This is a genomic window from Vibrio sp. 1727, assembly GCF_033344415.1.
Lineage (GTDB): Bacteria > Pseudomonadota > Gammaproteobacteria > Enterobacterales > Vibrionaceae > Vibrio > Vibrio alginolyticus.
In genome coordinates this window covers 1-25,168 of the sequence record NZ_JAWPOT010000011.1, presented here as the reverse complement: position 1 = coordinate 25,168, position 25,168 = coordinate 1, and the positions used below count along the sequence as shown (strand labels likewise).

Below are 25,168 nucleotides of genomic sequence, written 5' to 3'. Positions count from 1 at the left end.
ACCTCAGTGACCGTAAGTTCTAGGTTTGGTGTAGTAATCGATCAGTGGCACACACATATTTGCAAGCAACACTGCAAATGCAACACCATCTGGGAAACCGCCCCAACTGCGAATGATAAAAACCAAAGCACCAATAAGCGCACCGAAGATTAAACGTCCTTTGACGGTGGTAGACGCCGAAACGGGATCGGTTGCAATAAAGAATGCGCCAAGCATGGTTGCACCAGATAACAAGTGTAAAATTGGCGACGCAGTTTCCCCTGGCGTCAGCAACGTGAACACTAGGCTAAACAGAGTCAGACTCGCAAGGAAACCTGCTGGAATATACCATTGGATGATACGCTTTTTGATCATGACTATGCCGCCAAGAAGGTAAGCAAGGTTTACCCATTGCCAACCAATACCACCTAAGCCATCAAATATCGGCTGCGACATTACTTCGCTTGGAGTGGCACCTGTAAGAATGCCAGTCTTAAATGCATCAAGTGGTGTCGCCATTGTCACACCGTCAACACCTGAGCGAACTTGCTGAAGTGATAAGCCGTCGTAATCATAGCCCGTAAAAATTAAAGAGAGTGTATCTGCAAAATTTACATGATCAGGTATGAGTGATGTCGGTGCACTCCAACTCGTCATTTGTACTGGGAAAGAGATCAACAAGACCACATAAGCGACCATTGCAGGGTTGAATAAGTTTTGTCCAAGGCCACCATAGAGGTGTTTAGCGATTACTATCGCAAAAATAAGCCCGATCACCATAATCCACCACGGAGACCATGGTGGTATAGCAACGGCTAACAACCAAGCGGTAACTATTGCACTGTTATCACGTAGCGCTCTCATTGGTGAGCGTTTACGACAGATCATGACTAAGGCTTCAAGGGATACAGCGACTGCAATGGCAAAAATCAGCTGAATCAGCGTACCCCAGCCAAAGAAGTAGGTTTGAGCTACTAAACCTGGAAGTGCGCAAAGTGCCACCCATTTCATTAAGTCTGGCGTATTACGACGACTGTGGGTATGCGGTGAACTGGCAATAAAAAACGACACTACTCGTTCTCCTCAGTATTATTTTTATTAGCTTCTTGTTGCGCTTTGCGTGCCTTCGCGCGCGCAATTGCTGCGGCAACCGCGGCTTTCTTCGGATCCACTTCTGGTTCTTCGGAGGTTGCTTCTTCAACAGGCTCTGTTTGCGTTTCTTGCTTCGCTTTGCGCGCTTTGGCTCGAGCGATGGCAGCTGCCACGGCGGCTTTTTTCGGATCTTCGGTTTGCTCGGCAGGTGCTTCAGCTGCTTCCGCTTCAGTTGAGTCTGCTTGTTTCGCTTTACGAGCCTTCGCGCGCGCAATTGCTGCGGCAACCGCGGCTTTCTTCGGATCCACTTCTGGTTCTTCAGAAGTTGCGTCTTCAACAGGCTCAGTTTGCGTTTCTTGCTTCGCTTTACGTGCTTTGGCACGTGCAATGGCAGCTGCCACGGCGGCTTTTTTCGGATCGTCGGTTTGCTCGGCAGGTGCTTCAGCTTCTTCCGCTTCAGCTGAGTCTGCTTGCTTCGCTTTGCGCGCTTTGGCTCGAGCAATTGCAGCGGCAACTGCGGCTTTTTTCGGATCGTCGGTTTGCTCGGCAGGTGCGTCAGCTTCTTCCGCTTCAGTTGAGTCTGCTTGCTTCGCTTTTCGCGCTTTGGCACGTGCAATCGCAGCAGCCACGGCGGCTTTTTTCGGATCGTCGGTTTGCTCAGTAGGTGCTTCAGCTTCTTCCGCTTCAGTTGAGTCTGCTTGCTTCGCTTTACGTGCTTTGGCACGTGCAATCGCAGCAGCCACGGCGGCTTTTTTCGGATCTTCGGTTTGCTCGGCAGGTGCGTCAGCTTCTTCCGCTTCGGTTGAGTCTGCTTGCTTAGCTTTGCGCGCTTTGGCTCGAGCAATTGCAGCGGCAACTGCGGCTTTTTTCGGATCGTCGGTTTGCTCATCAGGTGCGTCAGCTTCTTCCGCTTCAGTTGAGTCTGCTTGCTTCGCTTTACGTGCTTTGGCACGTGCAATGGCAGCAGCAACCGCGGCTTTCTTCGGATCGCTGTCTTGCAGTGCAGACGTTTCCGATTCTACAGATTCAGTTGAATCTTCTTGTTGTGCTTTTTTCGCTTTAGCTCGGGCGATGGCGGCCGCAACTGCCGACTTTTTATCATCAGCGTTATTGTCTGGCGTTTCGCCTTGTTCTTTTTGCGCTTTCCGTTCGCGAGCAAGACGTTTGCGCTCTTCGCGCAGTTTTGCCATTTCTGAGTTATCAGGTTCACTATAGCCTGCTTTAGCTGCTGCCGCTTGTTTCGCCTTCGCTTTGGCAATGGCTGCCGCTACGGCTGGTTTTACTGCTGGCTCTGTTTTTTCTGTGGTTTCTGTCTTTTGAGCTTTCACTCGTGCGATTGCTGCTGCTATCGCATCATCGCCGCCAGAAGACTTCATCTCTTTACGGCGCTGATCGGCAGCTTTCTTGAAGCGATTTTCACGTTCTGCTTTTTCGCGTTCCATACGCGCTTTTTTCTCTTCAAAACGCACTTTTGCTCGCTCTGCAGCTTCCGCTTCTTGTGTTCTAGTTCTAATTTCTGCTTTCGCTTGGCGGTAGTACTGTACGAGCGGAATTTCACTTGGACATACAAACGCACAAGCGCCGCACTCGATACAATCCTTTAAGTTTAATTCTTCGAGTTTGTCATACTCTTCAGCTTTTGCATGCCATTGCAGTTGTTGAGGCAGCAGCGAAGCAGGGCACGCTTCTGCACATTGGCTACAGCGAATACATTCCATCTCATACTGGTGCGGAGAGATCTCACGACGAGTCGGAGCAAGGATACAGTTTGCTGTCTTGGTAATCGGCACTTGGGAGTGAGGAAGGGTAAAGCCCATCATTGGCCCACCCATAATTAAACGCTGTAACTTCTTATCTGCTTTATAGCCAAACTCATCCAACAGTGCTTGTACTGGTGTCCCTAACAATGCCCAAACGTTGCGTGGTTGTTTGAAGGTTTTACCAGTGAGAGTCACGATGCGCTTTATCATCGGTTCACCGTCGATGACTGCGCGTTTTATAGCGTAAAGAGAACCAACATTCTGAACCAAAATACCAATATCGGCTGGAATCGCGCCACTTGGTACTTCTTTATTGGTTAAAATTTTGATCAGCTGTTTTTCACCGCCAGAAGGGTATTTAGTCGGGATAACGCGAATAACGATATCTTTGTTTATAGCCGCAGCTTCTAGCGCTTTGATTGCTTCTGGCTTGTTGTCTTCAATGCCAATAATCGTGAGCTTTGGTGTCAGGATATGTTCGATAATTTCGATACCTTGAATAAGCTCTTCGGCATGTTCTTGCATGAGCTTGTCATCAGACGTGATGTATGGCTCGCACTCTGCTGCATTAACGATAAGAATCTCGGTACGAGCAAAACCTGATTGGATTTTTTTTGCAGTAGGGAAGCCTGCGCCACCCATACCAGAAATACCAGCGAGACGAATAATATCAATCAGTGCGTCAGGGGTTTCTTGTTGGTAATCTGCGACGGGGTTTCTTTCACACCATGCATCTTTCCCATCAGGCGTGATGACTGCGCACAACTCACTTAACCCAGAAGGGTGCGCGACAGTTCGTGGCTCAATCGCGGTGAGCGTACCTGATGTTGGAGCATGCACTGGAACCGTAAAGCCGGTCTCCGATTGCGTTAATGGCTGACCTTTTAATACGTAGTCACCTTCGGCAACCAGTAGGTTACCCGCTTTACCAATGTGCTGTTTTAGCGGCAATACAATTTCTGACGGGATAGCCGCATGAGCGAGTTCAGTTTTGTTGGACTGCTTTTTATTTTCTGCCGGATGCACACCACCTGGGAAATCCCAAAGCGCGCCTGTACGAATTTGTTCAATCAAAGACAACATGTGAAACCTTACTTAATTGAATCTTTCACGTTCGCTGCATTGTCGGCAGCATCCGTAATGTTAAGTACTGGAATGGAGTGAAGTTGCCACTTCCAGCTTTCTGTGGTCGTTGCCACAGGAATCATTTCAATACAATCAGTCGGACATGGGGCAACACACAAGTCACAGCCCGTACATTCGTCTTTGATTACGGTATGGACCGCCTTTGTTCCGCCTACAATTGCATCCACCGGACACGCCTGAATACACTTAGTGCAGCCAATACACATGTCTTCATGAATAAACGCAACGGTTGGAATTTTGCTGTCGAGATCGTGCGCAGATTCTTCTGGCTCAACACCCATTAAGTCGGCGAGCTTTTCGATTGTTGCCTGGCCTCCAGGGGGACATTTGTTGATGTGGTCGCCATTTGCAATTGCTTCAGCATAAGGACGGCAACCAGGGTAGCCACATTGACCGCATTGAGTTTGCGGTAAAATGGCGTCGATTTGATCCACAATAGGGTCCGCTTCAACTTTAAAGCGAATAGAAGCAAAACCAAGTATCGCGCCGAAAATCGCAGCCAGAACCGCTAACGCGATAATCGCAATTAAAATCGTACTCATCGCTTACTTCACCAAACCTGTAAAGCCCATAAAGGCGAGTGACATTAAACCTGCTGTAATCATTGCTATTGATGCACCTTTAAAAGGTACAGGAACGTCGGCGGCGGCTATGCGCTCTCGCATGGATGCAAAAAGTATCAACACCAATGAGAAACCAACAGCGGCGCCGAAGCCGTAGATGATCGATTCAATAAAGTTATGGTTTTCATTAATGTTAAGAAGTGCCACGCCCAATACTGCGCAGTTTGTTGTGATCAGCGGTAAGAAAATGCCAAGCAAGCGATAAAGCGTCGGGCTGGTTTTGTGCACAACCATTTCGGTGAACTGCACCACAACGGCTATCACCAAAATAAAACTCATGGTTCGAAGGTACTCAATACCTAGTGGACGAAGGATGTAGCTTTCCACTAAATACGCACACACTGACGCGAGCGTTAGCACAAAAGTTGTCGCTAAGCCCATACCTATTGCTGTTTCCAGTTTTTTGGACACACCCATGAAAGGACATAGGCCCAAAAACTTCACCAGTACAAAGTTGTTCACCAGCACAGTGCCGACCAACAACAAAACATATTCGGTCATAGTTATTACGTTCTTAAAATCCGATCTTGATATTATCGTGTTTTGTGACACCAATAACAACCAGTGAACGATGTGGTTTTACATACACGATGGAAAAATAGTCGTCTATTTGATCTATTTTGATGAATCAATAAGAAATTGAATCGTTTGCTGAATGTATTGTTAGCGAGAGGATACTACCTATTAATTTTCATCTAATGTGTGATTTTAAAAAAAGCCCGCCTCTCCCAGGTAGAAAAGAGAGGCGGGCAATGTATATTTACAAGCTAATTATTTAAACTTTCTGAGTGCTTGATGGACTGTGTTTATATCTTACTCGTGAAGGTACGAGTGATGACGTCTTGCTGTTGCTCTGTCGTTAGAGAGTTAAAACGTACCGCATAACCAGACACTCGAATCGTCAACTGAGGGTATTTCTCTGGATGTTCAACCGCATCCAATAACATCTCTCGGTCTAGAACGTTGACGTTAAGGTGTTGACCACCTTCAATCGCAATGCCCTCGTTGCTTGCTTCGTGATGGAAGTAACCATCCATTAGCGCAGCTAGGTTCTTCTTCTGACTCAAGTCATCTTTACCCAATGCGTTAGGCACAATTGAGAAAGTGTAAGAAATACCATCTTTAGCGTAAGCGAACGGTAATTTAGAAACCGATGCCAGAGACGCAACCGCCCCTTTTTCATCACGACCGTGCATTGGGTTTGCACCCGGTCCAAAAGGCATACCTGCGCGACGGCCATCTGGTGTATTACCCGTTTTTTTACCGTAAACCACGTTAGATGTGATTGTTAAAATCGATTGAGTTGGCACTGCTTCGCGGTAGGTGTGCATCTTCTGAATTTTCTTCATGAAGCGCTCAACTAGATCACAAGCGATGTCATCAACACGGGCATCGTTGTTACCAAATTTTGGATAATCACCTTCGATTTTAAAATCAACGGCGATGCCATCTTCATCACGAACGGGTTTCACGGTTGCGTATTTAATTGCTGCTAAAGAGTCTGCAACAACAGACAGACCTGCAATACCACACGCCATCGTGCGGTGCACGTCGCGATCCATCAATGCCATCAGTGATGCTTCGTAGCTGTAACGGTCATGCGAATAATGGATGATGTTCAACGCTGTGACGTATTGCGTTGCTAGCCACTCCAACATATTGTCGAAACGAGGCATCAAAGCGTCAAAGTCGAGAATTTCATCTTGAACTTTGTCCACTACCGGACCCACTTGCGCTTTCGATTTTTCATCGATACCACCATTGATGGTGTAAAGCAGTGCTTTTGCAAGGTTGGCACGTGCACCAAAGAATTGCATGTGCTGACCAACAACCTGCGGGCTCACACAACAGGCAATCGCGTAGTCGTCATTGTCGAAATCAGGACGCATTAGATCGTCGTTTTCGTATTGAACCGAAGAGGTATCAATCGACACTTTTGCAGCATATTGTTTGAACGCTTCAGGCAATTGCTCTGACCAAAGAATCGTCATATTTGGTTCAGGAGCAGGGCCCATAGTATGTAGCGTATGTAAGTATCGGAATGTCGTTTTAGATACTAGTGTACGGCCATCAACACCCATACCTGCCATGGCTTCGGTTGCCCAGATTGGGTCGCCAGAAAACAATGAATCGTATTCTGGTGTGCGTAGGAAGCGAACCATGCGTAGCTTCATGATGAAGTGGTCAATCATTTCTTGCGCTTGTGATTCATCAATCAAATCGTTTGCGATATCGCGCTCTAGATAGACGTCTAGGAAAGTCGAAGTACGGCCCAGTGACATTGCTGCGCCGTTTTGCGATTTAACCGCCGCTAGGTAGCCAAAGTAGGTAAATTGGATCGCTTCTTGTGCTGTTTTTGCAGGTAGCGACATATCAATGCCGTATTTCAGACCCATTTGACGAATGTCTTCAAGTGCTTGAACTTGATCGGCTATTTCTTCGCGAAGACGAAGTGTTTTCTCAAGATCGTTGCCTTGTTCTAAGAACGTTTGTGTTGAATTGTATTGTTCTTTTTTGTCTGCTTTTAAGAAGTCGATACCGTATAGGGCGAGACGGCGATAGTCACCAATGATACGACCACGGCCATAAGCATCAGGAAGGCCCGTGATGATGCCGGATTTACGACAGGCTAGAATTTCTTTGGTGTAAAGGTCGAAACACGCTTTGTTGTGAGTTTTACGGTATTCAGTGAAGATTTTTTCAACCGTTGGATCCAATTCGCGGCCATAAACTTCGCACGAGTTTTTTACCATGCGAATCCCGCCATTGGCGATGATTGCACGTTTTAGCGGTTGATCAGTTTGTAAGCCAACGATCTTTTCCAGATCTTTGTTGATGTAGCCTGCATCGTGGGAAGTGATTGTTGAGGGCAAGTCTGTGTCAAAATCAATAGGGGCGTGTGTGCGGCTTTCTTGTTTTATGCCTTCAAGCACTTGGTTCCATAATGCTGAAGTGGATTTGCTAACCTCGGCTAAGAAAGACTCGTCTCCCTCATAGGGTGTATAGTTTTTTTGGATGAAGTCACGAGTGTTGACAGAGTTTTGCCATTCACCAGCAGTAAATCCAGCCCATGCATCTAGCATGTCAGTTGTCGGAATAGTCATAAGTAAATCCCTAAGTTATTGATAATTAGAATGGAGGCGACGAGTAGGACGGAACCATTCTTAACCCTTTTAATCGTATGGATTTGTTTGGTATGAGTAAAATGAATGCTTTTCATTTTTTCAATGATTAAATTGCATTAATAATAGATTCAATTGGTTATGATTGTTTTTTGCTAGAAAAGAGACAGAATTAAATGTGTGGTACTGTGAGAACACTATCTATGACAATGTTATGAGTTCTGTAATTTGAACTTATTTCGGTGTGATTTTATGACGCCTAGATTGGCTTAGATTTCATGGCGATTAAGATACAAAAAAAGCCGTGTCTTGCGACACGGCTTTTCTATAATCTGGCTCCTCCTGCTGGGCTCGAACCAGCGACCTGCGGATTAACAGTCCGTCGCTCTACCAACTGAGCTAAGGAGGAATTGCTTTGCTTGAAAGCGGGACGAATCTTACCGAGCACTCAAACTACTGTCAACAGTAAAAAAATACATTTTTAGAAAAAAATATTGAGTTAAGGGCTTTACTTTTCTGTATGGCTTGCCAGTAAAGGCTCGAGGTTAGTTATCCACTAAATTTGTGGATAAGTATGTTGATGAGATCTGGGTAAAGAAAATTGATATGCAACTAAGTTTTTATTTAATGAATCTTTAGTCAGAGTTATGCGTAAAATAAGCAAATAAAACAGAGATTTATCGATGTTAATCAAAAGGTATTCAAAGTGGATAAAAATCAATCCTTTGGGGATAAGAAAGTTTTAAGCTAATTTTTGGGGAAAAGTTGTGGAAACTATAATGTGAAGAATGTGTGTAGCTCTTCAACTAGGGCGAAGTACTATATCAGAGTCACTTTTGTATGGCTATAGCATTCTAGACAAACAAGAAAATTTATTAACAATGATGGTTAAATTCTCGATAGACGTAGATTTCATTAGCTAAGGTGTATATATATACAGCCAAAGCGCAGTAAAATTGAGGAAGGGTATGAGTAAAGTCTATGAATTGGTCTCCGATTATCAGCCGTCGGGCGATCAACCAGGAGCGATCAATCAGTTGCTTGAGGGGCTCGATGCTGGGCTAGCACATCAAACCTTGTTGGGGGTCACAGGCTCAGGTAAAACCTTCACACTAGCGAATGTGATTGCTCAAGCCCAACGACCTGCAATATTACTTGCGCCAAACAAAACGCTTGCTGCTCAGTTATATGGTGAGATGAAGTCATTCTTTCCTAATAATGCGGTTGAGTATTTTGTTTCTTACTACGATTACTACCAACCTGAAGCATACGTTCCCACAACAGATACTTTCATTGAAAAGGACGCTTCGGTTAACGCCCACATTGAGCAAATGCGACTGTCTGCCACTAAAGCTTTATTGGAACGGAAAGACGCTATTATAGTTGCTTCGGTTTCAGCTATCTATGGTTTGGGTGATCCGGAATCCTACTTACAAATGATGCTTCATTTGCGACGTGGAGATGTGATTGATCAGCGTGATATGCTTCGTCGCCTAGCGGAGCTCCAATACTCGCGCAATGATGTTGCTTTTGAGCGAGGGCAGTTCCGTGTCCGTGGCGAGGTGATTGATATATTCCCTGCTGAATCAGACCAAGACGCTGTGCGCGTTGAGATGTTTGACGATGAGGTGGATTGCATCAGTGTGTTCGATCCATTGACAGGAGTGGTGAAACAACGAGACTTGCCGCGCTATACCATCTATCCCAAGACGCACTATGTCACGCCAAGAGATCGCATTCTTGAAGCGATTGAAAATATTAAAGTCGAACTAGAAGTGCGCAAAAAGCAGCTTCTAGATAACAACAAGCTACTGGAAGAGCAGCGAATTAGCCAGCGCACTCAATTCGATATCGAAATGATGAATGAGTTGGGCTTTTGCTCCGGTATCGAAAACTATTCTCGATATCTCAGTGGACGCTCGGAAGGTGAGCCGCCACCAACCCTGTTTGACTACTTACCTCATGATGGCTTGTTGATCATCGATGAATCTCACGTGACAGTACCGCAGATAGGTGCCATGTATAAAGGCGACCGTTCGCGTAAAGAAACGCTGGTGGAGTTTGGTTTCCGGTTACCTTCAGCTTTGGATAATCGTCCACTGAAGTTTGAGGAGTTTGAAGCACTAGCGCCACAAACGATTTTCGTCTCTGCTACGCCTGGAAATTACGAACTAGAAAAATCGGCGGGTGATGTAGCGGATCAAGTCGTTCGTCCTACAGGCTTGCTTGACCCTGAGTTGGAAGTTCGCCCAGTAGCGACCCAAGTCGACGACCTATTGTCTGAGATCCGTATTCGCGCTGCTAAAGATGAACGAGTTCTGGTTACAACACTGACCAAACGAATGGCTGAAGATCTCACCGAATACCTTCACGAACATGATGTTAAGGTACGTTATTTACACTCAGACATTGATACTGTTGAGCGTGTGGAAATTATCCGTGACCTTCGTCTTGGGGAATTTGACGTGCTGGTGGGAATAAACTTATTGAGAGAGGGCCTGGATATGCCAGAGGTCTCGTTAGTTGCAATTTTGGATGCGGATAAAGAGGGCTTCTTGCGGTCTGAACGCTCACTCATTCAGACCATTGGTCGTGCTGCACGAAACATCGAAGGTAAGGCGATTTTATACGCTGACCGAATCACCAACTCAATGAAAAAGGCGATGGATGAAACTAACCGTCGTCGCGAGAAGCAGGAAGCGTACAACGAAGAAATGGGTATTTCGCCACAAGCGCTCAAACGAAATATCAAAGACATCATGGAACTTGGCGATATCACTAAGTCTAAACGCCAGCGTAACACTAAACAGGTACCATTATCGAAAGTGGCGGAGCCTTCGCAAACTTACGAGGCACTGTCCCCTCAGCAGCTAGAAAAAGAAATCAGTCGACTGGAGGCAGCGATGTATCAGCATGCGCAAGATTTAGAATTTGAGTTAGCGGCACAAAAGCGTGACGAGATTGAAAAACTACGAGCGCAGTTCATCGCAAATAGTTGAACAAACTTACCGATTTAACTATCCAAGCATTTTAGGTCGCTTGTAAAAAAAGAAGCCAATAGGCAGTCGGGTCTATTGGCTTGTTTTGTGAACATATCGTTCACTAACAACGTCAGTTGGCTAGGTGACCCGAGGGGTCACTATCGTTACAGCATGGTTTGTGCCACTTTTTAAATAATTGATATTATTTTTGAATTTTTTCCTTTGCCCATAATTTAGCTAATGTTATTTGCAAAATGCAAAGCGTAATGCGATTATTGTTTAAAACACAACAAAATAATAGCTAGGTTATGCAACAAAAACCCGAAGGCCCAAAGTCTCGTTACCTTTTAATGGTCGAGGACACCGCATCTGTTGCGGCTCTGTACCGCTCATACCTGACACCGCTTGGCATAGATATCAATATTGTCGGCACAGGTAGGGATGCCATTGAGAGCCTAAATCATCGAATTCCAGATCTTATTTTACTCGATCTCCGTCTGCCAGATATGACGGGGATGGACGTTTTACATGCCGTTAAAAAGAGTCATCCCGACGTACCTATAATCTTTATGACCGCTCACGGTTCTATCGATACCGCTGTCGAGGCCATGCGTCATGGCTCACAAGACTTTTTAATTAAACCGTGTGAAGCAGACCGTTTACGTGTCACGGTTAACAATGCAATTCGTAAAGCGACCAAGCTAAAAAATGAAGCCGATAATCCAGGCAATCAGAGCTATCAGGGGTTTATCGGCAGTAGCCAAACCATGCAGCAGGTTTACCGTACGATAGATTCCGCGGCGAGCAGTAAAGCGAGTATTTTTATCACTGGTGAAAGTGGTACTGGTAAAGAGGTATGTGCCGAGGCAATCCACGCAGCAAGTAAACGTGGTGACAAACCTTTTATTGCAATTAACTGTGCTGCAATTCCAAAAGATTTGATTGAGAGTGAACTGTTTGGTCACGTAAAAGGGGCCTTTACTGGCGCTGCGAATGATCGTCAAGGGGCAGCTGAGTTAGCGGATGGCGGCACACTTTTTCTAGATGAGCTTTGTGAGATGGACTTGGATTTACAAACCAAGTTGCTACGATTTATTCAAACGGGCACATTCCAAAAAGTGGGTTCCTCAAAAATGAAGAGCGTGGATGTGCGCTTTGTTTGTGCCACTAACCGTGATCCTTGGAAAGAGGTACAAGAAGGTCGATTCCGTGAAGATTTGTACTATCGTTTGTATGTCATTCCTTTGCATTTACCGCCTTTACGCGAACGAGGCGAAGATGTTATTGAAATTGCATACTCACTGTTAGGTTACATGTCACACGAAGAAGGAAAAAGCTTCATACGTTTTGCGCCTGATGTCATCGAGCGATTCAACAGCTATGAGTGGCCGGGTAACGTTCGTCAGTTACAAAACGTGCTACGCAATATCGTTGTTCTAAACAACGGTAAAGAGATTACGTTGGACATGTTACCGCCACCGTTGAATCAACCGCTTGACCGTCCGTCGTCTGTGGCTAAATTAATTGAGCCGAAAGCGATGACCGCATCTGAGATTATGCCATTATGGATGACGGAAAAAATGGCAATCGAGCAAGCGATTGAAGCATGTGATGGCAATATTCCTCGAGCGGCGGGATACCTTGATGTCAGTCCGTCGACGATTTACCGCAAGTTACAGGCATGGAACGGCAAGGAAGAGCGGCAAAAAGTATGAGTGTAAATGTATTAAATCAGCAAAAAATAGATGAACTGTCGATGGAAATTGGCAGTGACAACGTACCTGTACTGTTCGATATCTTCCTAGGAGAAATGGATACCTATATCGAGAACTTATCCCAACTACAGGGGGCAGAGCGATTAGCTTACTCAAAAGAAATCAGCCACGCGTTGAAAAGTAGTGCTGCGAGCTTTGGGGCAGATCGCCTTTGTGAACTGGCGATGTCCATAGACAAAAAAGCGAAAGCCGGTGAGTTAACTGCTGAGTCTGAGGTGTTAGAGGTTATGTTCGATCTTTTGCACGAAACTCGAGATGCTTATCGCTCTTGGCGACAGTAGCTATTTATTCCTATTAACCATTTTTCTTAGTAAACATCTGTTCTTACTGGATGCCTGAACTAAAACCCTTCGATGACAGAAGGGTTTTCATTATCAATAAACAACTTAAAAGAGGGCGCTAGTCAGGTAACGTGCTCCTAGATAGAAAGTTGTAGCTGATTTTCAATCGCTAGTTTGAGCTTGTTTCTATCGTGACGCCAGTCTCGGTTAGAGGAGGCGAGTGACTCCGTCACTACATTCCATTGACTTAAGACGTCTTGCTCGGTTTTCTCTGCTAGAACCACGTCTATTTTTCTTCCTTGACAGGCACGTTCACACCATTCTAATTTTTGAGCCATCGTCATTCGTCCCGCTGGGCCGTATTCTGGACTCAGGTTAGCAACAAAAATGACTTTTGCTTTTGTGTTTGCTGCAATCGCTTTGCCGAGTTCAGGCAGCAATAAAGGAGGCATGATACTAGTTAAAAAACTGCCAGGGCCAAGAATAATCGCGTCCGCTTCCGCCAAAGCTGTGATGGCTTCTTTGGTAGCAGGCACTTCTGGTGAAAGATCCAAACGTCGCAAGTCTGCTTTCATTTCGTCGACATTTGTTTCTCCCGTAACCCACTTCCCATCTACGGATAACGCGGAAAGATCCGAAGGGTGTTCGGACATAGGAAGGATGTTAACGTCGACTTTTAACATATTGCGAATCAGATTAATGGCATCTAAAGGTCTGACCGATAAGTTATCGAGTGCAGTAAGCATCAAATTACCAAGATTATGACCATCAAGTTCGCCAGTTCCTTTGAAGCGATATTCAAACATCATAGAACTGATCGAAGGCTCTGTAATGAGCTGATTAATACAGTTACGTGTGTCTCCCCAAGCGATTCCTCCTTGGCAGTGACGAATTCTTCCTGTTGAACCACCATTGTCAGTCGTGGCAACAATCCCAGTTGCATTGCTGCCAAAATCTCGTAATGCGGCCAGCATTCGACCTAAGCCATGACCACCGCCAACAGCGACCACTTTTTTATCTGTGTAGATATTCATTATGTTCTTCTAATAATCTAATAAAAAACGGCTACAATTTATCTTAAGGAGTGTCTTAAAGGTACTCACTTAGCGGTAAATTGTGTCTCTAGAGAGTTTTTTATCACTCAAGTCTGGATTCCATTACAAATATTAAGTATTTTACACCGCAAAGCTATCAGAGATTTCATATCTCTGGTTGCCATAACTCCGAGCTCACTATTGCTAAGTCCTTGGATAAGCGTTTTGAGCCAGTGGCATACTGTCACAAGGGCATGATTGGAAATGGCCATGCCTCCCGTGTTTGGAAAGGTGTTCCGTGGCGCAACAATTCGAAGACAAATTTCATCGTAAGTTTTATTACTTGCGTCTGTCTGTGACCGACGTATGTAATTTCAAATGTACCTATTGCCTTCCTGATGGCTATAAGCCTTCGGGCAATAAAAACTCGTCTTTTTTATCTCTCCCTGAAATCAAACGGGTCGTAAAAGCATTCGCTGATTGTGGCACGTCAAAAGTGCGCATCACTGGTGGTGAGCCTAGCTTACGCAAAGATTTTACCGACATTATCCATTCAGTAGCGGCGACGCCTGGCATTCAAAAAGTTGCAACGACAACCAACGGCTATCGCATGGCAAAACAAGTCGCAGATTGGCGTGAAGCGGGTTTAACCCACATTAATGTCAGTGTGGATAGCCTTGACCCGCGTATGTTTCATCAAATCACAGGTGAAAATAAGTTTACTGAAGTCATGAATGGTATCGAACGTGCGTTCGAGGTCGGTTATGAGCAAGTAAAAGTTAATGTGGTGTTGATGAAAGATCTGAACCATCACGAGCTGCCAGCGTTTCTTAACTGGATAAAAGATCGTCCAATCCAACTGCGTTTCATTGAGTTGATGCAAACGGGTGAGATGGATGAGCTATTTAATAAGCACCATGTATCCGGAGTGGCAATTCGTAACCAGCTAATTGCAAATGGTTGGTTGCTGAAAGTGCGCTCGCATAATGATGGTCCTGCGCAAGTATTTGTTCATCCTGATTACAAGGGTGAAATAGGTCTTATCATGCCTTATGAAAAAGACTTTTGTGAAAGCTGCAACCGACTGCGCGTTTCTGCGATGGGTAAGCTGCACCTATGTCTGTTTGGAGACCACGGTGTAGAATTGCGTGATCTTTTGGAACGTGATGAGCAAGAGAGTGAGCTTATTGAACGTATCCAGGCGCAGTTACAAACCAAGTCGGTAAGCCATTTCTTGCATGATGGCAATACTGGTATGACGCCACACCTCGCGTCTATCGGCGGCTAACTTCATTCAATTTTTAGAGCGAGTTCACTGATAAGCTGGCTCTAACTTTTTCCGAATCGATACCAAGCGTATCAAAGCTAATTAAGAGAATAGGTGAACAAATGGGTCACGCTGAAAGCAAATTCCAACCTGCAAATATTGCCGTTCTAACGGTATCTGACACTCGTTCTGAAGAAAACGATACCTCTGGTCGTTACCTAGCTGAGCATGCTCAAGAAGCGGGTCACAACGTAGTAGACAAGCAAATTGTTATTGATGACATGTACAAGATCCGCGCGATTGTTTCTCAATGGATTGCTGATGAAAGCGTACAAGCGATCATGATTACTGGCGGTACAGGTTTCACCTCACGTGATAGCACGCCAGAAGCACTTAAGCCTCTATTTGATAAAGAAGTTGAAGGTTTTGGTGAGTTGTTCCGTATGGTGTCGTACGAAGAGATCGGTACGTCTACGATTCAGTCTCGTGCGATTGCTGGTTTTGCTAACCACACCGTGATCTTCGCAATGCCTGGTTCAACTGGTGCGTGTCGCACAGGCTGGACAAAAATTATTAAACAGCAGTTGGATGCAAGTCATCGCCCTTGTAACTTCATGCCACACCTATCTGTATAACCTTTCCTAAAAGCGAAGGAAAAATAATGACCCAATTTACACATATCAATGCTTCTGGCGAAGCAAACATGGTTGACGTGTCAGCAAAAACGGAGACGGTTCGTGAAGCTCGTGCTGAAGCATTTGTTCACATGGCCCCAGAAACACTTCAACTGATTGTCTCTGGCCAGCACCACAAAGGTGATGTATTTGCGACGGCTCGTATTGCTGGTATTCAAGCTGCGAAGAAAACCTGGGATTTGATTCCACTTTGTCATCCGCTACTACTCTCTAAAGTTGAAGTTCAACTGGAAGCTATCGAAGCAGAAAACAAAGTTCGCATCGAATCAGTATGTAAACTTGCGGGTAAAACTGGTGTGGAAATGGAAGCGCTCACGGCAGCTTCCGTTGCTGCTCTAACGATTTACGATATGTGTAAAGCAGTACAAAAAGACATGGTCATTGGTCAAGTTCGTCTACTAGAGAAAACGGGTGGTAAATCTGGTCACTTTAAGGTGGAATCATGATTAAAGTACTTTTCTTTGCTCAAACTCGCGAGCTGATTGGCATCGACAGTGTCGAGTTAGACGGGCCGTTTGAAACGGTGGAATCCATTCGTGCACATCTAGTGGAAGAAGGCACTAAGAAAGATGGTAAGTGGGATTTAGCGCTCGAGCCAGGAAAGCTACTTGCTGCAGTGAACCAATCCATCGTCCCTCTGGATACACAAGTAAAAGCAGGTGACGAAGTTGCGTTTTTCCCGCCGGTAACTGGGGGTTAAGATGGATTCTCGTGTTTCTGTACAAATTGAAGACTTTTCGGTTGAGCAAGAATATCAACGTCTATCTGAAGGGACGGCTGCCGGCGCTGTCGTTACATTCGTTGGTAAAGTTCGAGATATGAACCTTGGGGATAATGTCATTGGTTTACATCTAGAGCACTATCCGGGGATGACAGAGAAGAGCTTGAGCGACATTTGCGATCAAGCTGAGTCTCGCTGGCCACTATTAGGTGTACGCGTGATTCATCGTGTCGGAGACATGGATAGCGGTGATCAAATTGTATTTGTGGGCGTTTCCAGTGCGCACCGCGGCGCGGCATTTGATGCGTGCGAGTTCATCATGGATTATCTGAAAACCCAAGCACCATTTTGGAAAAAAGAGCGTACGACGAATGAAGATCGTTGGATTGAGTCGCGCGACACCGATCATCAAGCTGCACAGCGTTGGGAAAAATAGAACTAACCCGCATTCTAGTGAAAAAAGCTAAGTGCTAATGGCACTTAGCTTTTTTTGTATTTATCTTCATTGTATTGCTCACTTTGTTTCAATATTTCCTATCTTTTGTCTGGTGATATTCTTCACAATAAAAGTTTTTTGCCCAATATATAAACAATTATTTGTTAGACTTGATTTGTCATAAATGTTAAATGATGTGTAAATATCTAGCATAAGATGCTAGTAAATGGTTTAAACTCAGATTAATCGAAAGTTTCGCCTGTTAAATGTCGCTTCTGGTCTTTATTTGGCTGGTGAATGCTTTGGGGTTAGAGTTTACTGCTAGATATGTGTGGTTTAGTCAGCATTATTGGTTTTTTTGCTACATTTTTATGGCAAATTACTTCAATGATTGCTAATGTGTGCCGCAGTCTTTGTAAGGTTTTAGACTTTTGTGCTCAGAAAGTGCACTAAAAAAATCTAAAACTCTGACCGTTCCAGGCCCTTACAAAGAAGTCATGGATGCTAACGAAAAAATTTGGAGTTTTACGCATGTATAAGAATAAAATCACGCGCGCTTTATTTATTGGTGCTGGTCTTTCTCTCGCTCTAGCTGGTTGTGGTGAAAAGCCTGCGGAGAAACAAGCTGCTGAGCCTGCTCCGGCTCCAGCCCCTGAAGCTAAATCTGATTCTAAAGAGCCAAAACTTGCTGCTGTTCAAGAATTGGTGCGTGGTAACGGTACAGAAGTTGCGACAATAGACCCTCATAAATCTCAAGGTGTTCCAGAATCCCACGTGATTCGCGATCTTCTTGAAGGCCTTGTAAACCAAGATGCGGACGGTAACACTATCCCTGGTGTTGCAGAATCTTGGGAAACTGAAGACAACAAAACATACACCTTCCACTTACGTGAAGACGCAAAATGGTCAAACGGTGATCCTGTCACTGCAGGTGATTTCGTTTACAGCTTCCAACGTGCAGTCGATCCAGCAACCGCCTCTCCATATGCTTGGTACATGGAATACACCAAGATGAAGAACGCAAAAGACATTGTTGCGGGTAAAAAAGATAAGAGCGAGTTAGGTGTTAAAGCGGTTGACGACCACACGTTAGTGGTTGAGTTAGATACTGCAGTACCATATTTTGTAATGATGATGGGCCACACGACAGTGAAACCTGTTCATCAAGCAACTGTTGAAAAGTTCGGCGATCAATGGACGAAGCCAGAGAACTTTGTAGGTAACGGTGCTTATGTTGTTGACAACTGGGTTGTAAACGAGCGTTTGGTTCTAAAACGTAACGAACAGTACTGGGACAACGAAAACACGACGCTTGACCAAGTTACTTTCCTACCAATCGAGAACCAAGTAGCGGAAATGAACCGCTTCCTAGCGGGTGAAATCGACTTCACAAACGAGCTGCCTACAGAGCACTTCAAGCGTCTGAAGAAAGAGCACCCACAAGAAGTGTCTGTAACCGGTAACTTATGTACTTACTACTACATCTTCAATACGAAGAAAAAGCCGTTTGATGATGTTCGCGTGCGTAAAGCGATTTCTTATGCGATTGACCGTAACATTGTGACTGATGCGATTTTAGGTCAAGGTCAAAAGCCAGCTTACTTCCTAACACCTGAAATTACGGCAGGTTTCAACCCAGAAATCCCTGCATACGGCAAAATGACGCAAGAAGAGCGTAACGCAGAAGCTGCGCGTCTATTGGAAGAAGCGGGTTACGGCGCAGACAACCCTCTTGAATTTAACCTTCTATACAATACATCAGAGAACCACAAGAAACTTGCGGTTGCACTGGGTTCAATGTGGAAGAAGACACTTGGTCTTGACGTTACGCTAGAAAACCAAGAGTGGAAAACTTACCTATCTACCAAAGATTCTGGCAACTTTGAGGTTGCTCGTGCAGGTTGGTGTGGCGACTACAACGAAGCTTCATCTTTCCTAACGCTGATGATGAGTAATAACACTACTGGTGGTATTCACTACGACAGCAAAGAGTACGATGCGATCATGAACAAAGCATTTGCTTCAACTTCTGACGAAGAGCGTCAAGCGCTTTACCTAGAAGCAGAGAAGTTGATGGCAAAAGATATGCCAATCGCACCTATCTACCAGTACGTGAAATCACGTCTACTATCACCGAAAGTTGGTGGCTTCCCAGTAAATAACGCGGAAGACAAGATTTACTCTAAAGATCTCTACATCACAGAGTAATTCGTAACTCGATAGAACTATAAAAATGAGGCCCTACATGTGAGAAATTGCATGTAGCGCCTATCTTTAGTCCAAAAGAATTGGACGACTTCTTTAATTTAACTGTCACAGACTGAAAGAGTGAGTTTATGCTTAAATTCATCGCAAAAAGGATATTTGAGGCGATCCCAACAATGTTGGTTTTGATCACCGTATCTTTCTTTCTTATGCGCTTTGCACCGGGAAACCCTTTCTCGACAGAGCGTCCATTGCCACCCGAAGTAATGGCAAATATCGAAGCTAAATATGGCTTGGATAAACCTGTATTTGAACAATACACCACGTATTTGACCAATGTTATCCAAGGTGATTTCGGACCGTCATTTAAATACCTTGATTACTCAGTAAACGAGCTGATCGCGGTTGCCTTACCTGTTTCGGCTAAAGTGGGCTTCATCGCCTTTATCTTTACTTTGATAATGGGGGTTACCGTCGGTACCATTGCTGCGCTCAAGCAAAATACTTGGATTGATTACACCATTATGTCGACTGCGATGCTTGGTGTCGTAATGCCATCCTTTGTATTAGCGCCTGCGCTTATCTACATATTCTCGCTTCACTGGAATATCTTCCCTGCGGGCGGTTGGCAAGATGGTAGCTGGCAGTATTTAGTGCTTCCTGTTATTGGTATGTCGCTACTGTATGTTGCTACCTTTGCTCGTATTACGCGTGGTTCGATGATCGAAACCCTAAACAGTAACTTTATTCGTACGGCACGTGCTAAAGGTCTAAGTTACCGTTATATCATTATCAAACACGCTCTTAAGCCGGCACTTCTCCCTGTTGTTTCTTACATGGGTCCAGCTTTCGTAGGTATCATCACCGGTTCCGTTGTTATCGAAACCATTTTTGGTCTGCCTGGTATTGGTAAACTATTCGTTAACGCTGCGTTTAACCGTGACTACTCGCTAGTAATGGGGGTAACCATTCTGATTGGTTTCCTATTCATTCTATTCAACGCGATTGTAGATATTTTACTTGCAATGATTGACCCGAAAATTCGCTACTAACAGGGACGTTTGGTTATGTTAACGAAAAAAGAAAACCTAGAAGCGATTGAGAAATTCTCCGAAAACTTGGAGATTGAAGGTCGCAGTCTTTGGCAAGATGCTCGTATCCGTTTCATGCGCAACAAAGCGGCGATGGTGAGCTTATTCCTTCTTGTTCTAATGACGTTGGCGGTTATTATCCTGCCAATGATCGCACCGTACACATTTGATGATACTGACTGGTACGCGATGCACGTTGCACCGAATGCTGACCATTGGTTTGGTACTGACAGCTTAGGCCGTGATTTATACGTGCGTACGCTAATTGGAGGTCGTATTTCGTTGATGGTAGGTGTTATGGGTGCATTTGTAGCGGTACTGATTGGTACGCTCTACGGCGCAGCATCTGGTTTCATCGGCGGTAAAGTTGACCGCGTAATGATGCGTATTCTAGAAATTTTATACGCGGTACCGTTTATGTTCCTGGTGATTGTACTGGTAACATTCTTCGGTCGTAACATCATGCTGATCTTCGTTGCGATTGGTGCTATCGCATGGCTAGATATGGCGCGTATCGTACGTGGTCAGACTCTTAGTCTACGTAGCAAGGAGTTTATCGAAGCGGCACATGTGTGTGGTGTAAGCAACTGGAAAATCATTACTCGTCATATCGTACCGAACGTACTGGGTATTGTAGCGGTATACTCTACGCTGCTTATCCCAAGTATGATTCTAACGGAATCATTCCTATCATTCCTTGGTCTTGGTGTTCAGGAACCAATGACAAGTTGGGGCGCTCTTCTACAAGAAGGTGCACAGACAATGGAAGTAGCAATCTGGCAGCTGGCATTCCCAGCAGTGTTCATGGTTGTGACGCTATTCTGCTTCAACTACGTTGGTGACGGCCTGCGCGATGCGCTGGATCCAAAAGACAGATAATTAAAAGATAAGATTAAGGAAGCAATGATGAGCTTATTAGATGTCAAAGATCTGCGCGTCGAATTCACCACGCAAGATGGTATCGTAACCGCAGTAAACGATTTGAACTTCTCTCTCAACCAAGGCGAAACCTTAGGTATCGTTGGAGAGTCGGGATCAGGTAAATCTCAAACCGTATTCGCAATCATGGGCCTTTTGGCTAAGAACGGTATTATTTCTGGTAGCGCAAAGTTTGAAGGCAAAGAAATCCTAAACTTACCAGAAAAAGAACTGAACAAAGTGCGTGCGGAACAGATCGCAATGATCTTCCAAGACCCAATGACATCACTGAACCCTTACATGAAAGTGAGTGATCAGTTGATGGAAGTGCTTATGCTGCACAAAGGCATGGGCAAAGCGGAAGCATTTGAAGAATCAGTACGCATGCTGGAAGCGGTAAAAATCCCTGAAGCGCGTAAGCGTATCACGATGTACCCGCATGAGTTTTCAGGCGGTATGCGTCAGCGTGTAATGATCGCGATGGCGTTGTTATGTCGTCCTAAACTGCTTATTGCCGATGAGCCAACAACAGCACTTGATGTGACGGTACAAGCACAGATCATGGACTTGTTGAATGAGCTGAAATCTGAGTTCAACACAGCGATCATCATGATCACGCACGACCTTGGTGTGGTTGCAGGTTCGTGTGACAAGGTGCTGGTGATGTATGCAGGCCGTACTATGGAGTACGGTAACGTAAACGAAATTTTCTACAATCCAAGCCATCCTTATGCGGAGGGGCTGCTGAAGGCGATTCCTCGCCTCGATACTGAGGGTGAAATTCTGCCGACCATTCCTGGTAATCCACCAAACTTGCTTCGTCTACCGCCGGGCTGCCCTTATCAAGAGCGCTGTCACCGTGTGATGGATCGTTGTAAGCGCGAGGCGCCAATTCTGACACCATTTGGTGATGGTCGTCAGCGTGCATGTTTTTCTGAATGGGAGGCTTGGAACAAATGAACGCAGTAGACAAAAAACTAATTCTGGACATTTCTGAGCTGAAAGTTCACTTCAGCATTGCCTCAAAGTCGGCATGGCCGTGGTCAAAGCCTTCGAGCCTGAAAGCGGTAGATGGCGTGAACGTTCGACTATACGAAGGGGAAACGCTTGGTGTAGTAGGTGAATCAGGTTGTGGTAAATCGACGTTTGCTCGTGCCATCATTGGTCTGGTTGAAGCTACTGACGGCCAAGTAGTTTGGTTGGGTCAAGACCTTACTAAAATGAAAAGCGTTCAGCGCCGTGAGACGCGTAAAGAAATTCAGATGATTTTCCAAGACCCATTGGCATCGCTGAATCCGCGTATGACTGTTGGTGATATCATCGCTGAACCTCTTGAGACATTCTATCCAGAACTGTCTAAGCAGGAAGTGAAAGATCGCGTTAAAGAGATGATGGCGAAAGTTGGCCTATTACCTAATGTGATTAACCGTTACCCACACGAATTCTCGGGTGGTCAGTGTCAGCGTATCGGGATAGCGCGTGCGCTTATCCTTAAGCCTAAGATGATCATTTGTGACGAGCCAGTATCGGCGCTTGATGTATCTATTCAAGCTCAGGTTGTTAACCTGCTTAAAGAGATTCAAAAAGAGTTAGGGCTTTCTCTGGTATTCATTGCGCATGACTTGTCTGTCGTTAAACACATTTCAGATCGCGTTTTAGTTATGTATTTAGGTAATGCCGTGGAACTTGGCGAGGCCGAGGCTCTGTTTGCTGATCCTAAGCACCCATATACGCGTGCGCTGATGTCTGCGGTTCCGATCCCGGACCCGGATATTGAGCGCAATAAGAAAATCCAAATGCTAGAGGGTGATCTTCCTTCACCTATCAACCCACCGTCGGGTTGTGTATTCCGCACTCGTTGCCCACAAGCAACCGAAGAGTGTGCGAAGACGAAGCCAACCATTTTAGGTAATGACGTTCACGCGGTATCTTGTTTACACGTTAGTGTATAAATTCAGCCTGTGACGGGCTTAAGCGCGACACCTTCATCGGGTCGCGCTTTTTTTATGTGTCTGATTTATACATTCGAATTTCTTGAACATGATGTCCTAAGTTCGATGATTCTCTGTTTGATAGGAAACGCTAATATAGACACAAACAGAACGAGAGGAGAGCAATCATGGGTAAGTTGGTTGAAGGTGTTTGGCAAGATGTCTGGTATGACACAAAATCAAATGGTGGCAAATTTGTGCGCGAAGATGCCGGATTCCGTAACTGGGTTAAAAACGACCCTGATGCGGAGTTTACACCAGAGTCCGGTCGATACCATTTGTATGTCTCTCTTGCTTGTCCGTGGGCACATCGAACCCTCATTTTCCGCAAGCTGAAAGGTTTAGAACCACATATTGATGTCACGGTCGTTTGCCCTGATATGCTCAGCCAAGGTTGGCAAATGGGGCTTCCTGAGCCATTGTTTGGTCACACGCGCATGTATCAAATTTACACGCAGGCCAAACCCGATTACACGGGCCGCGTAACCGTGCCTGTACTTTGGGATAAAAAGACCAATACTATTGTGTCAAACGAGTCGTCAGAGATCATTCGCATGTTCAATTCGGAATTCAATGCGTTAACAGGGAATCACGACGACTACTATCCAGATCATCTAAAACACGTTATTGATGAGTGGAACGATTTTGTTTATCCGAATGTCAACAACGGAGTGTATCGTTGTGGCTTCGCGACTACACAAGAGGCGTATGAAGAAGCGTTTGATTCTTTGTTTAATGCGTTAGATAAAATCGATGCTCACTTAGCGACGCATCGTTACTTAGCAGGGAACACAATTACTGAGGCTGATTGGCGTTTGTTTACGACTCTTATTCGTTTTGATGCGGTGTATGTGGGGCATTTCAAGTGTAACAAGCAGCGCATCGCAGACTACGAAAACATACAAGGCTACTTAAAAGAGTTATATCAAGTCGAAGGCGTCGAAGAAACGACGGATTTCTATCACATTAAACGCCACTACTACTTCAGCCACACTGGGATTAATCCGACGCAAGTTGTACCAAAAGGGCCTGATTTAGACCTAAATACTCCTCATGGAAGAGAAAGGATTGGCTAGTTTGCTGCTTCCATCGCAAATGAAAAAGTACTTAACGGTTAGCAATGCCGTTAAGTACTTTTGTGTCATCTAAATACCGAGAGTAGGAAGTTTACTTTTTCATTCATCGTCACCTTACTTAGCGCGTACGATGTCCATCACTAGCTTTCCGTCCACTTTTACAGGACCGTCCTCTTTAGCGCCGAGCGTATACTCAAACACACCAGTTTTCATGCCACCTTTCTCTCCGTGGACCATTAACATCAGCATATCGCCTGATTCTACTGGTTCCATAAAAATTGCATTTACGTTTTCATTCTTTCCTATTTTTAACGGAGCGTAGCCGATAACAGGACCAGGCTTCATTGATTCGTCTGTTCGGTGGACAACCATCCACCCATTGTCATCAGCATGAGCCATTTCAGCGGTCACCGTTCCTCCGGACATATCTTGATCGACGCCTTTAATACTCGGGGCGGAAAAGCTGAATGAAGAAAAACTAATCAGAAACGCAGCTAAACCAAACTTTATCAGTGATGTATTAATGAAATCCTTCATATATATTCCTTAGCAGTCAATGAGTTTGTGCATTGCAGTAGCTTTTACGTATTTCCTAGCAAAAAAGTTTAGCTAAAACGTAAATAATGTCGATAAATTGAATAGGGACCGTGCTGCTTTGGAGCCAATGCATTTTTGGGAGTGGGGTCAATCGGTGTAAGAGCAAGCACGAGCAATGTCGATTAGGTATGGGGGGCGATAGGGAGAAAAGCTTTGTGCACCAGTAATTATAGGTTGTGCAGTGATTGGTATAAAAAACAAATAAGTGTTCTGGCCAGCAATAGAAAAAGCCCTCGACGAATCGAGGGCTTTGTATCTATATCCTGTGCCGTCCTAAATAAGGTTGACACTTTCCACCCCCAAAATTGGAGAGTGTTATGAAATCAACAACTAAAAGAACTCAGCGCGATTACTCCCTCGCTTTTAAACTCACTGTAG

The 25,168-nt window shown here is 45.0% G+C and carries 21 protein-coding genes, 1 tRNA gene and 1 riboswitch; of the genes, 14 read left to right on the top strand and 8 right to left on the bottom strand.

What is annotated here, in order from left to right; genetic code table 11:
• Nucleotides 1-3: 3 nt before the first annotated feature.
• The 6 genes from rsxD to R8O10_RS11910 all read right to left on the bottom strand — a co-directional run bounded on the left by rsxD (nucleotide 4) and on the right by R8O10_RS11910 (nucleotide 8,131).
• A complete protein-coding gene (rsxD, locus tag R8O10_RS11935; RefSeq protein ID WP_033907336.1) occupies nucleotides 4-1,050 on the bottom strand; it encodes an electron transport complex subunit RsxD in 1,047 nt (348 codons plus the stop codon).
• Nucleotides 1,050-3,914 (bottom strand): electron transport complex subunit RsxC, encoded by a 2,865-nt coding sequence (rsxC, locus tag R8O10_RS11930; RefSeq protein WP_318191433.1) that lies wholly within the window; start codon nucleotides 3,912-3,914, stop codon nucleotides 1,050-1,052. The genes rsxD and rsxC overlap by 1 nt, the downstream gene beginning before the upstream one ends.
• Before the next feature lie 8 nt (nucleotides 3,915-3,922).
• Nucleotides 3,923-4,519: an electron transport complex subunit RsxB gene (rsxB, locus tag R8O10_RS11925; RefSeq protein ID WP_005380760.1), complete on the bottom strand. Its 597-nt coding sequence runs from the start codon at nucleotides 4,517-4,519 to the stop codon at nucleotides 3,923-3,925.
• A gap of 3 nt (nucleotides 4,520-4,522) precedes the next feature.
• A complete protein-coding gene (rsxA, locus tag R8O10_RS11920) occupies nucleotides 4,523-5,101 on the bottom strand; it encodes an electron transport complex subunit RsxA (protein WP_005380762.1) in 579 nt (192 codons plus the stop codon).
• Between the two features lie 305 nt (nucleotides 5,102-5,406).
• Nucleotides 5,407-7,704, bottom strand: coding sequence for a formate C-acetyltransferase (gene pflB / locus R8O10_RS11915; protein ID WP_065274718.1), 2,298 nt, complete (start codon nucleotides 7,702-7,704; stop codon nucleotides 5,407-5,409).
• Between the two features lie 351 nt (nucleotides 7,705-8,055).
• A tRNA-Asn gene (locus tag R8O10_RS11910) sits at nucleotides 8,056-8,131 on the bottom strand.
• Between the two features lie 559 nt (nucleotides 8,132-8,690).
• On the opposite strand from R8O10_RS11910, the gene uvrB reads away from it, so the two are divergent.
• The 3 genes from uvrB (at nucleotide 8,691) to luxU (ending at nucleotide 12,759) form a co-directional block, all read left to right on the top strand.
• Nucleotides 8,691-10,721, top strand: coding sequence for an excinuclease ABC subunit UvrB (gene uvrB / locus R8O10_RS11905; protein WP_017636056.1), 2,031 nt, complete (start codon nucleotides 8,691-8,693; stop codon nucleotides 10,719-10,721).
• Nucleotides 10,722-11,011: 290 nt separating this feature from the next.
• A complete protein-coding gene (gene luxO, locus R8O10_RS11900; RefSeq protein ID WP_005380768.1) occupies nucleotides 11,012-12,418 on the top strand; it encodes a quorum-sensing sigma-54 dependent transcriptional regulator LuxO in 1,407 nt (468 codons plus the stop codon).
• The gene (gene luxU, locus R8O10_RS11895) at nucleotides 12,415-12,759 is read left to right on the top strand and encodes a quorum-sensing phosphorelay protein LuxU (RefSeq protein WP_005380770.1); all 345 of its coding nucleotides are present in this window, start codon (nucleotides 12,415-12,417) and stop codon (nucleotides 12,757-12,759) included. Before luxO ends, luxU begins: the two co-directional genes overlap by 4 nt.
• A 137-nt stretch (nucleotides 12,760-12,896) precedes the next feature.
• On the opposite strand, the gene R8O10_RS11890 is transcribed toward luxU, so the two are convergent.
• Complete coding sequence (locus tag R8O10_RS11890; protein ID WP_005388931.1) at nucleotides 12,897-13,793, bottom strand: YvcK family protein; 897 nt, start codon at nucleotides 13,791-13,793, stop codon at nucleotides 12,897-12,899.
• A gap of 175 nt (nucleotides 13,794-13,968) precedes the next feature.
• A riboswitch (molybdenum cofactor riboswitch) is annotated at nucleotides 13,969-14,103 on the top strand.
• Here R8O10_RS11890 and moaA point away from each other — a divergent pair.
• From moaA to R8O10_RS11835, 11 genes are all read left to right on the top strand, one after another.
• Nucleotides 14,092-15,081, top strand: a complete 990-nt coding sequence (moaA, locus tag R8O10_RS11885; RefSeq protein WP_017636052.1) for a GTP 3',8-cyclase MoaA — start codon at nucleotides 14,092-14,094, stop codon at nucleotides 15,079-15,081. (Overlaps the previous riboswitch by 12 nt.)
• A 101-nt stretch (nucleotides 15,082-15,182) precedes the next feature.
• A complete protein-coding gene (moaB, locus tag R8O10_RS11880; protein ID WP_042523114.1) occupies nucleotides 15,183-15,695 on the top strand; it encodes a molybdenum cofactor biosynthesis protein B in 513 nt (170 codons plus the stop codon).
• Between the two features lie 26 nt (nucleotides 15,696-15,721).
• The gene (gene moaC, locus R8O10_RS11875) at nucleotides 15,722-16,201 is read left to right on the top strand and encodes a cyclic pyranopterin monophosphate synthase MoaC (protein WP_005380779.1); all 480 of its coding nucleotides are present in this window, start codon (nucleotides 15,722-15,724) and stop codon (nucleotides 16,199-16,201) included.
• Nucleotides 16,198-16,455, top strand: a complete 258-nt coding sequence (gene moaD, locus R8O10_RS11870) for a molybdopterin synthase sulfur carrier subunit (RefSeq protein WP_005388938.1) — start codon at nucleotides 16,198-16,200, stop codon at nucleotides 16,453-16,455. The genes moaC and moaD overlap by 4 nt, the downstream gene beginning before the upstream one ends.
• Nucleotide 16,456: 1 nt before the next feature.
• Nucleotides 16,457-16,912, top strand: a complete 456-nt coding sequence (moaE, locus tag R8O10_RS11865) for a molybdopterin synthase catalytic subunit MoaE (RefSeq protein WP_005380781.1) — start codon at nucleotides 16,457-16,459, stop codon at nucleotides 16,910-16,912.
• Between the two features lie 531 nt (nucleotides 16,913-17,443).
• Nucleotides 17,444-19,120: an ABC transporter substrate-binding protein gene (locus tag R8O10_RS11860; RefSeq protein ID WP_017633862.1), complete on the top strand. Its 1,677-nt coding sequence runs from the start codon at nucleotides 17,444-17,446 to the stop codon at nucleotides 19,118-19,120.
• A 128-nt stretch (nucleotides 19,121-19,248) separates the two neighbouring features.
• A complete protein-coding gene (oppB, locus tag R8O10_RS11855) occupies nucleotides 19,249-20,169 on the top strand; it encodes an oligopeptide ABC transporter permease OppB (protein ID WP_005380786.1) in 921 nt (306 codons plus the stop codon).
• 15 nt (nucleotides 20,170-20,184) lie between these two features.
• On the top strand, nucleotides 20,185-21,087 hold the full coding sequence (gene oppC, locus R8O10_RS11850; RefSeq protein WP_017633861.1) for an oligopeptide ABC transporter permease OppC: 903 nt from the start codon (nucleotides 20,185-20,187) through the stop codon (nucleotides 21,085-21,087).
• A 27-nt stretch (nucleotides 21,088-21,114) separates the two neighbouring features.
• Nucleotides 21,115-22,086, top strand: coding sequence for an ABC transporter ATP-binding protein (locus R8O10_RS11845; RefSeq protein WP_005380792.1), 972 nt, complete (start codon nucleotides 21,115-21,117; stop codon nucleotides 22,084-22,086).
• The gene (oppF, locus tag R8O10_RS11840; RefSeq protein WP_005387265.1) at nucleotides 22,065-23,078 is read left to right on the top strand and encodes a murein tripeptide/oligopeptide ABC transporter ATP binding protein OppF; all 1,014 of its coding nucleotides are present in this window, start codon (nucleotides 22,065-22,067) and stop codon (nucleotides 23,076-23,078) included. Before R8O10_RS11845 ends, oppF begins: the two co-directional genes overlap by 22 nt.
• Before the next feature lie 167 nt (nucleotides 23,079-23,245).
• Nucleotides 23,246-24,193 (top strand): glutathione S-transferase family protein, encoded by a 948-nt coding sequence (locus tag R8O10_RS11835; protein WP_005387267.1) that lies wholly within the window; start codon nucleotides 23,246-23,248, stop codon nucleotides 24,191-24,193.
• A 114-nt stretch (nucleotides 24,194-24,307) separates the two neighbouring features.
• Here the strand turns inward: R8O10_RS11835 and R8O10_RS11830 are convergent, their stop codons facing one another.
• Nucleotides 24,308-24,730 carry a hypothetical protein gene (locus R8O10_RS11830; RefSeq protein WP_318191432.1) on the bottom strand — a complete coding sequence of 141 codons (423 nt, stop codon included), beginning with the start codon at nucleotides 24,728-24,730 and terminating at the stop codon, nucleotides 24,308-24,310.
• Between the last annotated feature and the right edge of the window lie 438 nt (nucleotides 24,731-25,168).